The organism is Streptomyces sp. NPDC042336, from assembly GCF_055581985.1.
This window is the reverse complement of the sequence record NZ_JBVJEA010000013.1, coordinates 148,083-161,632: the sequence shown is the minus strand read 5'-3', so window position 1 is coordinate 161,632 and position 13,550 is coordinate 148,083. Positions and strand designations below refer to the sequence as shown.

Annotated in this window: 11 protein-coding genes; 10 read left to right on the top strand and 1 reads right to left on the bottom strand. The window is 70.3% G+C overall.

Going from position 1 to position 13,550, the window contains the following annotated elements:
- The first annotated feature begins 4 nt into the window (after positions 1-4).
- From murD to divIVA, 10 genes are all read left to right on the top strand, one after another.
- Positions 5-1,411 (top strand): UDP-N-acetylmuramoyl-L-alanine--D-glutamate ligase, encoded by a 1,407-nt coding sequence (murD, locus tag ACZ6IM_RS26690; RefSeq protein ID WP_469559671.1) that lies wholly within the window; start codon positions 5-7, stop codon positions 1,409-1,411.
- Between the two features lie 77 nt (positions 1,412-1,488).
- Positions 1,489-2,859, top strand: coding sequence for a putative lipid II flippase FtsW (gene ftsW / locus ACZ6IM_RS26685; protein ID WP_052841472.1), 1,371 nt, complete (start codon positions 1,489-1,491; stop codon positions 2,857-2,859).
- A 6-nt stretch (positions 2,860-2,865) separates the two neighbouring features.
- The gene (gene murG / locus ACZ6IM_RS26680; protein ID WP_052841473.1) at positions 2,866-3,960 is read left to right on the top strand and encodes an undecaprenyldiphospho-muramoylpentapeptide beta-N-acetylglucosaminyltransferase; all 1,095 of its coding nucleotides are present in this window, start codon (positions 2,866-2,868) and stop codon (positions 3,958-3,960) included.
- Between the two features lie 23 nt (positions 3,961-3,983).
- Positions 3,984-4,778: a cell division protein FtsQ gene (gene ftsQ, locus ACZ6IM_RS26675; RefSeq protein ID WP_052841474.1), complete on the top strand. Its 795-nt coding sequence runs from the start codon at positions 3,984-3,986 to the stop codon at positions 4,776-4,778.
- A gap of 287 nt (positions 4,779-5,065) precedes the next feature.
- A complete protein-coding gene (gene ftsZ / locus ACZ6IM_RS26670) occupies positions 5,066-6,268 on the top strand; it encodes a cell division protein FtsZ (protein WP_030186508.1) in 1,203 nt (400 codons plus the stop codon).
- Positions 6,265-6,993: a peptidoglycan editing factor PgeF gene (gene pgeF / locus ACZ6IM_RS26665; protein WP_469559665.1), complete on the top strand. Its 729-nt coding sequence runs from the start codon at positions 6,265-6,267 to the stop codon at positions 6,991-6,993. Before ftsZ ends, pgeF begins: the two co-directional genes overlap by 4 nt.
- A gap of 6 nt (positions 6,994-6,999) precedes the next feature.
- A complete protein-coding gene (locus tag ACZ6IM_RS26660) occupies positions 7,000-7,719 on the top strand; it encodes a YggS family pyridoxal phosphate-dependent enzyme (RefSeq protein WP_052841476.1) in 720 nt (239 codons plus the stop codon).
- A 128-nt stretch (positions 7,720-7,847) separates the two neighbouring features.
- Complete coding sequence (locus ACZ6IM_RS26655; RefSeq protein ID WP_052841477.1) at positions 7,848-8,489, top strand: cell division protein SepF; 642 nt, start codon at positions 7,848-7,850, stop codon at positions 8,487-8,489.
- Positions 8,490-8,570: 81 nt separating this feature from the next.
- Positions 8,571-8,855 (top strand): YggT family protein, encoded by a 285-nt coding sequence (locus tag ACZ6IM_RS26650; RefSeq protein ID WP_007448661.1) that lies wholly within the window; start codon positions 8,571-8,573, stop codon positions 8,853-8,855.
- 55 nt (positions 8,856-8,910) lie between these two features.
- Complete coding sequence (gene divIVA / locus ACZ6IM_RS26645; protein ID WP_052841478.1) at positions 8,911-10,095, top strand: apical growth/hyphal branching protein DivIVA; 1,185 nt, start codon at positions 8,911-8,913, stop codon at positions 10,093-10,095.
- A gap of 217 nt (positions 10,096-10,312) precedes the next feature.
- Here divIVA and ileS read toward each other — a convergent pair whose 3' ends face one another.
- Entirely contained in the window at positions 10,313-13,459 is a 3,147-nt protein-coding gene (gene ileS / locus ACZ6IM_RS26640) for an isoleucine--tRNA ligase (protein ID WP_469559662.1), read from the bottom strand.
- Positions 13,460-13,550: the final 91 nt, after the last annotated feature.

Below are 13,550 nucleotides of genomic sequence, written 5' to 3'. Positions count from 1 at the left end.
CTCGGTGCCTTCGGAATTCACCGGCAAGCACATCACCGTCGCCGGGCTCGGCGTCTCCGGCGTCCCTGCGGCCAAGGTGCTGCACGGGCTCGGCGCGCACGTCACCGTCGTCAACGACGGCGCCGACGAGCGGGCACGCGCGCAGGCGGCGGAGCTGGAGGCGCTCGGCGTCACCGTGCGCCTGGGCGACGGCGACACCCTGCCCGAAGGCACCGAGCTGATCGTCACCGCACCCGGCTGGAAGCCCACCAAGCCCCTGTTCACGGCGGCCGAGCAGGCCGGCGTCCCGGTCTGGGGCGACGTGGAGCTGGCCTGGCGGCTGCGCGGCCCGGACGCCGCGCCCTGGCTGGCCGTCACCGGCACCAACGGCAAGACGACGACCGTCCAGATGCTCGCGTCGATCCTGAAGGCGGCCGGGCTGCGCACCGCCGCCGTCGGCAACATCGGCGTCTCCCTGCTGGACGCGGTCACCGGCGAGGAGGAGTACGACGTCCTCGCCGTGGAACTGTCCAGCTACCAGCTCCACTGGGCGCCCTCGCTGCGCGCCCACTCCGCCGCCGTGCTCAACCTCGCCCCGGACCACCTCGACTGGCACGGCTCGATGGAGGCCTACGCCGCCGACAAGGGCCGTGTGTACGAGGGCAACCAGGTCGCCTGTGTCTACAACGTGGCCGACAAGGCGACCGAGGACCTGGTCCGCGCCGCCGACGTCGAGGAGGGCTGCCGGGCGGTCGGCTTCACGCTCGGCACACCCGGCCCCTCCCAACTCGGCGTCGTGGAGGGCCTCCTGGTCGACCGGGCCTTCGTCGAGGACCGGCACAAGAACGCCCAGGAGCTGGCCGAGGTCTCCGACGTCAACCCGCCGGCCCCGCACAACATCGCCAACGCCCTCGCCGCCGCGGGCCTCGCCCGCGCCTTCGGCGTCTCCGCCGCCGCCGTACGGGACGGGCTGCGCGCCTTCACACCGGACGCCCACCGCATCGCGCACGTCGCCGACGTGGACGAGGTGGCCTACGTGGACGACTCCAAGGCCACCAACACCCACGCGACCGAGGCCTCCTTGGCGGCGTACGAGTCGATCGTGTGGATCGCCGGCGGACTGGCCAAGGGCGCGACCTTCGACGAACTGGTCGCGGGGGCGGCGAAGCGGCTGCGCGGCGCCGTCCTCATCGGCGCCGACCGCGCCCTGATCCGCGAAGCCCTGGCGCGACACGCGCCCGAAGTACCGGTGGTCGACCTCGACCGGACCGACACTGGTGCGATGCTCCAGGCCGTCCAGGAGGCGCGGCGGCTCGCCCGGCCCGGCGACACGGTGCTGCTGGCACCGGCCTGTGCCTCCATGGACATGTTCACCAACTACAACCAGCGCGGTGACGCGTTCGCGCAGGCCGTTCGCGAACTCGGCGCCTGACCCGGCCGTCTCCTGCCGCCGGGTGAACTCGGGAGGACGCGTGGGACGGTCCATGCCGACGTACAGCGGAGGCCGCGATGCCCGGTAGTCCCCAGAGCCGCACCGGACGTCCGCCCGTACAGCGGTCCGTCAAGCGGCCCGTCACACCGGGGCCGCCGCACGAGAACCCCGTGCTCCGCCTCTACCACCGGCTGCGCCGTGCCTGGGACCGGCCGCTGACCGCGTACTACTTGATCTTCGGTGGCAGTCTGCTGATCACCGTGCTCGGCCTGGTGATGGTCTACTCGGCGTCCCAGATCACCGCGCTCCAGCTGTCGCTGCCCGGTTCGTACTTCTTCCGCAAGCAGGCGCTCGCGGCGCTCATCGGCGCCGGCCTCCTGGTCGCCGCCATGAGGATGCCGGTCAAACTGCACCGGGCGCTGGCCTACCCGATCCTCGCGGGGGCCGTGTTCCTGATGATCCTGGTCCAGGTGCCGGGGATAGGGGTCGCGGTCAACGGCAACCAGAACTGGATCTCGCTGGGCGGCTCCTTCCAGATCCAGCCCAGCGAGTTCGGCAAGCTGGCCCTGGTGCTGTGGGGCGCGGACCTGCTCGCCCGCAAGCACGACAAGAAGCTCCTGACCCAGTGGAAGCACATGCTGGTGCCGCTGGTGCCGGCCGCCTTCATGCTGCTCGGGCTGATCATGATCGGCGGCGACATGGGTACCGCCATCATCCTCACGGCGATCCTCTTCGGCCTGCTGTGGCTGGCCGGGGCGCCCACCCGGATGTTCGCGGGCGTGCTCTCGATCGCCCTGCTGCTCGGCTTCATCCTCATCAAGACCAGCGCCAACCGCATGGCCAGGCTCAACTGCCTCGGTGCCACCGACCCGGGACCGGGCGACTCCTGCTGGCAGGCCGTGCACGGCATCTACGCCCTCGCCTCGGGCGGACTGTTCGGATCCGGGCTCGGTGCCAGTGTGGAGAAATGGGGCCAACTCCCCGAAGCGCACACCGACTTCATCTTCGCCGTCACCGGTGAGGAACTGGGTCTGGCGGGGACGCTGTCGGTGCTCGCCCTCTTCGCGGCTCTAGGCTATGCGGGTATCCGCGTGGCCGGACGCACGGAGGACCCCTTCGTGAGGTATGCCGCGGGAGGCGTGACCACCTGGATCACGGCCCAGGCCGTGATCAACATCGGTGCGGTCCTCGGGCTGCTGCCGATCGCGGGTGTTCCGCTCCCGCTGTTCTCCTACGGGGGTTCCGCCCTGTTGCCGACCATGTTCGCCATCGGGCTGCTGATCGCCTTCGCGCGTGACGAACCCGGTGCGCGGGCGGCGCTTGCGTTGCGGCAACCTCGCTTTGGTAGAAAGCGGGGAGCCGGGGGACCCGCTGCCAAGCGGAGCCCTGGGAGTTGGAACACGATGCGACGGCGCGCCTCGGCGGCGCGCTCGTCCGGAGAGCGGTGAATTTCGGTGCATGTCGTACTCGCCGGCGGAGGAACCGCGGGCCACATCGAGCCCGCGCTCGCCCTCGCGGACGCCCTGCGCAGGCAGGATCCGACCGTGGGGATCACGGCCCTGGGCACGGAACGCGGCCTGGAGACCCGCCTGGTGCCCGAGCGGGGCTACGAGCTGGCGCTGATCCCGGCCGTACCGCTGCCGCGCAAGCCCACCCCCGAGTTGATCACCGTCCCGGGCCGGCTGCGCGGCACCATCAAGGCGACCGAGCAGATCCTGGAGCGCACCAAGGCGGATGCCGTGGCCGGCTTCGGCGGCTACGTGGCGCTGCCCGCCTACCTCGCGGCCAAGCGGCTCGGTGTGCCGATCGTCGTCCACGAGGCCAACGCCCGACCCGGACTGGCCAACAAGATCGGCTCGCGCTACGCCGCCCAGGTCGCCGTCTCCACTCCCGACAGCAAGCTGCGCAACTCCCGTTACATCGGCATCCCGCTGCGCCGCTCCGTCGCCACCCTCGACCGCGCCGCCGCGCGTCCCGAGGCCCGCGCGATGTTCGGGCTCGACCCCAACCTGCCGACGCTGCTGGTCTCCGGCGGCTCGCAGGGCGCCCGGCGCCTCAACGAGGTGGTGCAGCAGGTCGCGCCCTGGCTCCAGCAGGCCGGCATCCAGATCCTGCACGCGGTCGGCCCCAAGAACGAACTGCCGCAGGTCCACCAGATGCCGGGAATGCCCCCGTACATCCCGGTAAGTTATCTGGACCGGATGGACCTCGCGTACGCTGCCGCCGACATGATGCTCTGCCGCGCGGGCGCGATGACCGTCGCCGAACTCTCCGCCGTCGGGCTCCCGGCCGCCTACGTCCCGCTGCCCATCGGCAACGGCGAACAGCGGCTCAACGCCCAGCCGGTGGTCAAGGCCGGCGGCGGCCTGCTGGTCGACGACGCGGAACTCACGCCCGAGTGGCTCCAGCAGAACGTCCTGCCCGTGCTCGCCGACCCGCACCGGTTGTACGAGATGTCCCGCGCCGCCGCCGAGTTCGGGCGCCGGGACGCCGATGACCTCCTCGTCGGCATGGTGTACGAGGCGATCGCCGCGGGTGCGCGTCGCTAGACGCTGACGGAAGGCAGGGGAGCGTGGCCGGACCGACCACCGCCGAGCGGGGTGCACGCCAGCAGGAGTCGTCCGGCCCGCCCCGGACCCGCCGGTTCCGCCCGCCTCGCCTTCGTACGATCATCATTCTCGCCGTCGCGCTCGTGTGCGTCGCGGGCGGAACCGTCTGGGTGCTCTACGGCTCGAACTGGACGCGACTGGAACAGGTGTCGGTGTCGGGAACACGTGTCCTGACGCCCGCGCAGGTGCGCGAGGCCGCCGACGTGCCGGTCGGGGACCCGCTGGTCTCGGTCGACACGGAGGCGGTCGAGGCCCGGCTGCGCCGGAAAATGCCCCGCATTGACGAGGTCGAGGTGGAGCGTTCCTGGCCGCACGGAATCGGACTGAAAGTGACTGAGCGCACTCCGGTCCTGATTACCCAAAAGGGCCGAAACTTCGTGGAAGTGGACGATGAAGGCGTCCGTTTCGCCACGGTTTCCAAGGCACCGAAAGGCGTGCCCGTGCTGGAATTGGAACCCGCCCGTTCCGGCTCCGCCGCCGCGAGTCTGCGCCGCTTCGACGACGACCGCCTGGTGCGCGAGGCGGTGCGGGTGGCCGGCCGGCTTCCTGGCCGGGTCGCCCGGGACACACAGGTCGTCAAGGTCCGTTCCTACGACGACATCTCGCTGGAGTTGAGCGGCGACCGGACCGTGTCGTGGGGGAGCGGTGAGCAGGGTGTGCGCAAGGCCCGCGCGCTCACCGCCCTCATGAAAGCGACGCCCGACGCGCGGCACTTCGACGTGAGTGTTCCCACCGCCCCCGCGTCATCGGGGAGTTGACGGGTATCCGTGCAGGCCAGCACCCTGGTTGGGCGGCGCTACGGCTGATCACATAGGGTGAAAAGAAAAACGGGAGGTTCGGCGTGTTCGTTGAACGTGCGCCACTTGTCGACTTAGTGTCCTGTTCGGAAGAGTCCAAGGAACAGACACACTGGTAACCCTAAACTTCAGCGTTAGGGTTCGGGTCGGCGCTACGGACCGTCCCAATCGGCATCAGTCGTCGGGTCGCGGGGGCATCAGTGCTTCGGCGGTCGGCGACACGTAACTCGAGGCGAGAGGCCTTCGACGTGGCAGCACCGCAGAACTACCTCGCAGTCATCAAAGTCATCGGTGTCGGCGGCGGTGGTGTCAATGCCATCAACCGGATGATCGAGGTCGGTCTCAAGGGCGTCGAGTTCATCGCCATCAACACCGACGCACAGGCGCTGTTGATGAGCGACGCCGACGTCAAGCTCGACGTCGGCCGCGAACTCACCCGCGGACTCGGCGCCGGAGCCAACCCGGCCGTCGGCCGCAAGGCCGCCGAGGACCACCGCGAGGAGATCGAGGAGGTCCTCAAGGGGGCCGACATGGTCTTCGTGACAGCCGGTGAAGGCGGCGGCACCGGCACCGGCGGCGCGCCCGTCGTGGCCAACATCGCCCGCTCGCTGGGCGCCCTCACCATCGGCGTGGTCACCCGCCCGTTCACCTTCGAGGGGCGGCGCCGGGCCAACCAGGCCGAGGACGGCATCGCCGAGCTCCGCGAAGAGGTCGACACCCTCATCGTCATCCCCAACGACCGGCTGCTGTCCATCTCGGACCGCCAGGTCAGCGTGCTCGACGCGTTCAAGTCCGCCGACCAGGTGCTGCTGTCGGGTGTGCAGGGCATCACCGACCTCATCACCACCCCCGGCCTGATCAACCTCGACTTCGCCGACGTGAAGTCGGTCATGTCCGAGGCCGGTTCGGCGCTGATGGGCATCGGCTCGGCCCGCGGCGATGACCGCGCGGTGGCCGCCGCCGAGATGGCGATCTCCTCGCCGCTGCTCGAGGCGTCCATCGACGGCGCCCGGGGCGTGCTGCTCTCCATCTCCGGCGGCTCCGACCTCGGCCTGTTCGAGATCAACGAGGCCGCCCAGCTGGTCAGCGAGGCGGCCCACCCCGAGGCCAACATCATCTTCGGCGCGGTCATCGACGACGCCCTCGGCGACGAGGTGCGGGTCACCGTGATCGCGGCCGGCTTCGACGGGGGCCAGCCGCCCTCCAAGCGGGACAACGTCCTCGGGTCCTCCTCGGCCAAGCGCGAGGAGCCCACCCCGGCCCGGCAGTCCGAGAGCCGCCCGTCCTTCGGCTCGCTCGGCAGTGTCAAGCCCAAGGAGGAGCCCGAGCAGGCGCCCGCGCCGGAGCCGGTCGCCGACCTTCCGCCGGTCTCCCCGCCGCCGGTTCCGCCGTCGCGGACCTACTCGGACAGCGCGGCCGAGGAACTGGACGTGCCGGACTTCCTGAAGTGATAGGACAGCGCGACACCGTGAACGGCGCGCACTTCGGCTTCACCGACCGGTGGGGCGGAGTGAGCGCCGTTCCGTACGAGGAGCTCAACCTCGGCGGCGCGGTCGGTGACGACCCCGCCGCCGTCTTGGCCAACCGGGAGCTGGCGGCCAAGTCGCTGGGCGTCGATCCCGCCCGGGTGGTCTGGATGAACCAGGTGCACGGCGCCGACGTCGCCGTGGTCGACGGGCCCTGGGGAGACCGCCCGGTCCCGCGGGTCGACGCGGTCGTCACCGCCGAACGCGGTCTCGCTCTCGCCGTCCTCACCGCCGACTGCGTGCCCGTCCTGCTCGCCGACCCGGTCTCCGGCGTCGCCGCCGCGGCCCACGCGGGCCGGCAGGGGCTGGTCGCCGGGGTCGTCCCCGCCGTCGTACGGGCCATGACCGGACTCGGCGCGGACCCCGCCAGGATCGTCGCCCGCACCGGACCCGCCGTGTGCGGCCGGTGCTACGAGGTGCCCGAGGAGATGCGCGCCGAGGTGGCCGCCGTCGAGCCGGCCGCGTACGCCGACACCAGCTGGGGCACTGCGGCGCTCGACGTGAGCGCCGGGGTGCACGCGCAGCTCGAACGACTCGGGGTGCGCGACCGGGCGCAGTCGCCGGTGTGCACCCGGGAGTCGAAGGACCACTTCTCGTACCGACGCGACCGCACCACAGGGCGGCTCGCGGGCTATGTGTGGCTGGACTGATGGGGCATGACGGACCGTAAGCACGAACTCGCCGCGAACCTGGCGAAAGTGGAAGAGCGCATCACCGCCGCGTGCGCGGCCGCCGGCCGTCCGCGTGAGGACGTGACCCTCATCGTGGTCACCAAGACCTATCCGGCGGACGATGTGCGCATTCTCTCGGAACTCGGGGTGCGCCACGTCGCGGAGAACCGCGACCAGGACGCGGCACCCAAGGCCGCTGCCTGCTCGGATCTGCCGCTTTCCTGGCATTTCGTCGGCCAGTTGCAGACCAACAAGGTGCGGTCCGTGGTCGGTTACGCGGACGTCGTGCAGTCGGTCGACCGGGCGAAGCTGGTCACGGCCCTGTCGAAGGAGGCCGTACGGACCGGCCGCGAGGTGGGCTGTCTCCTCCAGGTCGCGCTCGACGCGGGGGAGAGCGGGCGCGGGGAGCGCGGCGGTGTCCCGCCCGCCGGAATCGAAGAGTTGGCCGACCTGGTCGCCGGATCGGACGGGCTGCGGTTCGACGGGCTGATGACCGTGGCCCCGCTCACCGGTGAGTACGCGGGACGCCAACAGGAGGCGTTCGAGCACCTCATGGATTTGTCGACCTACGTGCGCCGAACCCATCCGGCTGCGAACATGGTCTCCGCGGGGATGAGTGCGGACCTCGAACAGGCCGTGGCCGCCGGAGCGACACATGTACGCGTCGGCACTGCGGTACTCGGAGTCCGACCCAGGCTCGGGTAACGTCGCCAAGAAGTCGGACCACAGCAGAAAATATGGTCATTACCGCCGAAAGGCGGAGGTAACGACCTCGTGGATCGCAGGCACTTGGAGTCGTCAGCAGATCCACCACAGAGCGGAGGACTCAGAGAATGGCCGGCGCGATGCGCAAGATGGCGGTCTACCTCGGCCTCGTGGAGGACGATGGGTACGACGGCCGGGGGTTCGACCCCGACGACGACTTCGAACCCGAACTGGACCCGGAACCCGAGCGGGATCACCGGCGCCACGAACCAGCGCACCAGTCACATGGTGCGCATCAGTCCCAAAGGGACGAAGAGGTACGAGTCGCACAACCCCCTGCGCAGCGCGAGCCGATGCCCCGTTCCGCTTCGCTCGCGGCGGAATCCGGCCGTCCGGCGCGGATCGCGCCCGTGGCGTCCATCACACAAGAACGCGCAAGCCTGGAAAAGAGCGCACCGGTCATCATGCCCAAGGTCGTGTCCGAACGAGAGCCCTACCGGATCACCACACTTCACCCCCGGACCTACAACGAGGCCCGTACCATCGGGGAACACTTCCGTGAGGGCACGCCGGTGATCATGAATCTCACTGAGATGGATGACACAGATGCGAAGCGACTTGTCGACTTTGCGGCCGGTTTGGTGTTTGGTCTTCACGGCAGTATCGAGCGGGTGACGCAGAAGGTGTTCCTGCTGTCTCCTGCTAACGTCGATGTCACGGCGGAGGACAAGGCCCGCATCGCAGAGGGCGGGTTCTTCAACCAGAGCTGAGACGCACCACCGGTACAGAGCAAGAACACGGGCCCGAGTCAGGGTCCGAGAGATGGTTCAGGGGAGAGGGAAGCACAGGTCATGAGCGTGGTCCTGGATGTCGTCTACATCGCGCTGATGTGCTTCCTCATCGTGCTCATCTTCCGGTTGGTCATGGACTACGTCTTCCAGTTCGCCCGCTCGTGGCAACCCGGCAAGGCGATGGTGGTCGTTCTGGAGGCCACCTACACTGTCACCGATCCACCGTTGAAGCTTCTGCGGCGGTTCATCCCGCCGCTGCGTCTCGGGGGCGTGGCGCTCGACCTGTCCTTCTTCGTACTGATGATCATCGTCTACATCCTGATCTCGATCGTGAGCCGGCTGTGATCGATGAGAGAGATACGGGCTTGCCGAATGCCGACGACAACGTTGAGGTGAAGAGATGCCGTTGACCCCCGAGGACGTGCGGAACAAGCAGTTCACGACCGTCCGCCTCCGAGAAGGCTATGACGAGGACGAGGTCGATGCCTTCCTCGACGAGGTCGAAGCCGAACTGACCCGGCTGCTCCGCGAGAACGAGGACCTGCGCGCCAAGCTGGCCGCGGCCACGCGCGCGGCCGCGCAGAACCAGCAGAACATGCGCAAGCCTCCGGAACCTCCGCAGGATCAGCAGCAGCCGCCGCAGCACCAGCAGCAGGGGCATCCCCAGCAGCAGGGCGGTATGCCGCAGCAGGGCATGCGAGGTCCCGGCGCTCCGGTGCCCGCCGGCATATCGGGCCCGCCGCAGCAGCAGATGGGTGGCCCCATGGGTGGTCCGCCCCAGCTGCCGAGCGGTGCCCCGCAGCTGCCCGCCGGCCCCGGCGGACAGGGTGGCCCGCAGGGTCCCGGCCCGATGGGCCAGGGTCCGGGGCCGATGGGCCAGGGCCCGGGTCCGATGCAGGGCCAGATGGGTCCCGGTCCGATGGGCGGCCCCATGGGCGGCCCGCAGGGTCCCGGTGGGCCCGGCATGCCCGGTCAGGGCGGCCCCGGTGGCGACAGCGCCGCCCGGGTGCTCTCGCTGGCCCAGCAGACCGCCGACCAGGCGATCGCCGAGGCCCGTTCCGAGGCCAACAAGATCGTCGGCGAGGCCCGTTCGCGCGCCGAGGGTCTGGAGCGGGACGCCCGTGCCAAGGCGGACGCCCTGGAGCGGGACGCGCAGGAGAAGCACCGCGTCGCGATGGGCTCCCTGGAGTCCGCCCGCGCCACGCTGGAGCGCAAGGTCGAGGACCTGCGCGGCTTCGAGCGCGAGTACCGCACGCGGCTGAAGTCCTACCTGGAGTCGCAGCTGCGTCAGCTGGAGACCCAGGCGGACGACTCGCTCGCCCCGCCGCGCACGCCCGCGACGGCCTCCCTGCCGCCGTCCCCGGCGCCCTCGATGGCACCGGCCGGCGCCAGTGCCCCGTCCTACGGCGGCAACCAGTCGATGGGCAGTGGTCCTGGCCAGTCCGGCCCGTCCTACGGCGGCCAGCAGCAGATGTCGCCGGCGATGACCCAGCCGATGGCACCGGTGCGGCCCCAGGGGCCGTCGCCGATGGGGCAGGCGCCTTCGCCGATGCGCGGGTTCCTGATCGACGAGGACGACAACTGAGCTGTGTCGGACTGACGTCCGGTAGGTAGTACGGCGCAGCCGTCGGCAGCGTTCAGGGCGGGCCCCGGGTTTCTGACCCGGGGCCCGCCCTTTGTCGTGCGCGGCTCCGGGTGCGGGGCGTTGGTGTCGGTGCCGGGAGCAGCCGGGGCCACGGCTGCCCGCGGTCGTGGCAGAGGGCCCGCACCCCCCGGATGCGGGCCCTCGTCGCTCTTCCCGGTTACTGCTTGCGCAGGCGGAACACCAGGGACAGGCCCTCGTCCGTGAACGGCTCCCCGTACGTGTCGTCCGCCTCGCCCTGGGCGAAGTCCGTCGCCAGGACCTCGTCGGCGATCAGGCCGGAGTGGTCGGTCAGGGCGGCGATCGTCGCCGGGTCCGTGGCGGTCCAGCGCAGGGCGATCCGGTCGGCGACGTCGAGGCCGCTGTTCTTGCGGGCCTCCTGGATCAGGCGGATCGCGTCCCGGGCGAGGCCCGCGCGGCGCAGCTCCTCGGTGATCTCCAGGTCGAGCGCCACCGTCGCGCCCGAGTCGGAGGCGACCGACCAGCCCTCGCGCGGCGTCTCGGTGATGATCACCTCGTCGGGAGCGAGGGTGACGGTCTCGCCGTCGACCTCCACCGAGGCCGTGCCCTCGCGCAGGGCGAGGGACAGCGCGGCGGCGTCCGCGGCGGCGACGGCCTTGGCCACGTCCTGGACGCGCTTGCCGAACCGCTTGCCCAGCGCCCGGAAGTTGGCCTTCGCGGTCGTGTCGACCAGGGAGCCGCCGACCTCGCTCAGCGACGCGAGGGAGGCGACGTTCAGCTCCTCCGTGATCTGCGTGTGCAGCTCGGGGGAGAGCGTGTCGAAGCCTGCCACCGCGATCAGCGCGCGGCTGAGCGGCTGCCGGGTCTTGACGCCCGACTCCGCGCGCGTGGCACGGCCCAGCTCGACCAGGCGGCGGACCAGGACCATCTGCTTCGACAGCTGAGGGTCGATGGCCGACAGGTCGGCCTCGGGCCACGAGGACAGGTGCACCGACTCCGGCGCGCCCGGGGTGACCGGCACGACCAGGTCCTGCCAGACCCGCTCGGTGATGAACGGGGTCAGCGGGGCCATGAGCTTGGTGACCGTCTCGACGACCTCGTGCAGCGTGCGCAGCGCGGCCTTGTCGCCCTGCCAGAAGCGGCGGCGGGAGCGGCGCACGTACCAGTTGGACAGGTCGTCGACGAACGCGGACAGCAGCCTGCCGGCCCGCTGGGTGTCGTACGCGTCCAGCGCCTGCGTCACCTGGTCGGTCAGCGCGTGCAGCTCGGAGAGCAGCCAGCGGTCCAGGACCGGGCGGTCGGCCGGGGCCGGGTCGGCCCCGCTCGGCGCCCAGCCCGAGGTGCGGGCGTACAGGGCCTGGAAGGCGACCGTGTTCCAGTAGGTGAGGAGAGTCTTGCGGACGACCTCCTGGATGGTGCCGTGGCCCACCCGGCGGGCCGCCCAGGGCGAACCGCCGGCCGCCATGAACCAGCGGACGGCGTCGGCGCCGTGCTGGTCCATCAGCGGGATCGGCTGCAGGATGTTGCCCAGGTGCTTGGACATCTTGCGGCCGTCCTCGGCGAGGATGTGGCCGAGGCAGACCACGTTCTCGTAGGACGACTTGTCGAAGACCAGGGTGCCGATCGCCATCAGCGTGTAGAACCAGCCGCGGGTTTGGTCGATGGCCTCGGAGATGAACTGCGCCGGGTAGCGGCTCTCGAACAGCTCCTTGTTCTTGTACGGGTAGCCCCACTGCGCGAACGGCATCGAACCCGAGTCGTACCAGGCGTCGATGACCTCCGGCACGCGCACCGCTTCGCGGGAGCAGCCCTCGTGGGTGCAGGTGAAGGTCACGTCGTCGATGAACGGGCGGTGCGGGTCCAGGGCCGACTGGTCGGTGCCGGACAGCTCGGTCAGCTCCGCGCGGGAGCCGACGACCGTGAGGTGGTCCTCCTCGCAGCGCCAGATCGGCAGCGGGGTGCCCCAGTAGCGGTTGCGGGAGAGCGCCCAGTCGATGTTGTTGTTCAGCCAGTCGCCGTACCGGCCGTGCTTGACCGCGTCCGGGAACCAGTTGGTCTTCTCGTTCTCCTGGAGGAGGCGGTCCTTGATGGCGGTGGTGCGGATGTACCAGGACGGCTGCGCGTAGTACAGCAGGGCCGTGTGGCAGCGCCAGCAGTGCGGGTAGCTGTGCTCGTAAGGGATGTGCTTGAAGAGCAGGCCCCGGGTGTCCAGGTCCTCGGTCAGCTTCTCGTCGGCCTTCTTGAAGAAGACGCCGCCGACCAGCGGGACGTCCTCCTCGAAGGTGCCGTCGGGGCGGACCGGGTTGACCACCGGCAGGCCGTAGGCGCGGCAGACCTTGAGGTCGTCCTCACCGAAGGCGGGGGACTGGTGGACGAGGCCGGTGCCGTCCTCGGTGGTGACGTAGTCCGCGTTCACCACGTAGTGCGCGGGCTCCGGGAACTCCACCAGCTCGAACGGGCGCCGATACGTCCAGCGCTCCATCTCGGCGCCGGTGAAGGACTGCCCGGTGGTCTCCCAGCCCTCGCCGAGGGCCTTGTCCACCAGCGGCTCGGCGACGACCAGCTTCTCCTCGCCATCGGTCGCGACGACGTAGGTGACGTCGGGGTGCGCGGCGACCGCGGTGTTGGAGACCAGGGTCCACGGGGTCGTCGTCCAGACGACCAGCGCGGCCTCGCCGGCCAGGGGTCCCGAGGTCAGCGGGAAGCGGACGTAGACGGACGGGTCGACGACCGTCTCGTAGCCCTGGGCCAGCTCGTGGTCGGACAGGCCGGTGCCGCAGCGGGGGCACCAGGGGGCGACGCGGTGGTCCTGGACCAGCAGGCCCTTGTTGAAGATCTCCTTCAGCGACCACCAGACGGACTCGATGTACTCGGGGTCCATCGTGCGGTACGGGTCCTGGAGGTCGGCCCAGTACCCCATGCGCGTCGTGAGCTCTTCGAAGGCGTCGGTGTGGCGGGTCACCGACTCGCGGCACTTCGCGTTGAACTCGGCGATGCCGTACGCTTCGATGTCCTGCTTGCCGGAGAAGCCCAGCTCCTTCTCCACCGCCAGCTCCACCGGCAGGCCGTGGCAGTCCCAGCCGGCCTTGCGGCCCACGTGGTAGCCGCGCATCGTGCGGAAGCGGGGGAAGACGTCCTTGAAGACGCGCGCCTCGATGTGGTGGGCGCCGGGCATGCCGTTGGCGGTGGGCGGGCCCTCGTAGAACACCCACTCGGGGCGGCCCTCGGACTGCTCCAGGCTCTTGGCGAAGATCTTCTGCTCACGCCAGAAGTCGAGCACCGCGTGTTCGAGCGCGGGCAGGTCGACCTGGGCGGGCACCTGGCGGTACTGCGGCTGCGTATTCAACGAGCTTCCTCCGGCGGACGTGCTGCCTTCCGTCGGAGGGACGAGAGCCGTGCTCCCGCGGTACCACCCTCCTTGGCCCGCCGGCGCGTCG

Bases quoted from the DNA above. Each gene is read 5' to 3' on its own strand.
- ACZ6IM_RS26660 (WP_052841476.1), top strand. From the start codon at position 7,000: ATGACGGACCGTAAGCACGAACTCGCCGCGAACCTGGCGAAAGTGGAA.
- ACZ6IM_RS26655 (WP_052841477.1), top strand. From the start codon at position 7,848: ATGGCCGGCGCGATGCGCAAGATGGCGGTCTACCTCGGCCTCGTGGAG.
- ACZ6IM_RS26650 (WP_007448661.1), top strand. From the start codon at position 8,571: ATGAGCGTGGTCCTGGATGTCGTCTACATCGCGCTGATGTGCTTCCTC.
- ftsW (WP_052841472.1), top strand. From the start codon at position 1,489: ATGCCCGGTAGTCCCCAGAGCCGCACCGGACGTCCGCCCGTACAGCGG.
- divIVA (WP_052841478.1), top strand. From the start codon at position 8,911: ATGCCGTTGACCCCCGAGGACGTGCGGAACAAGCAGTTCACGACCGTC.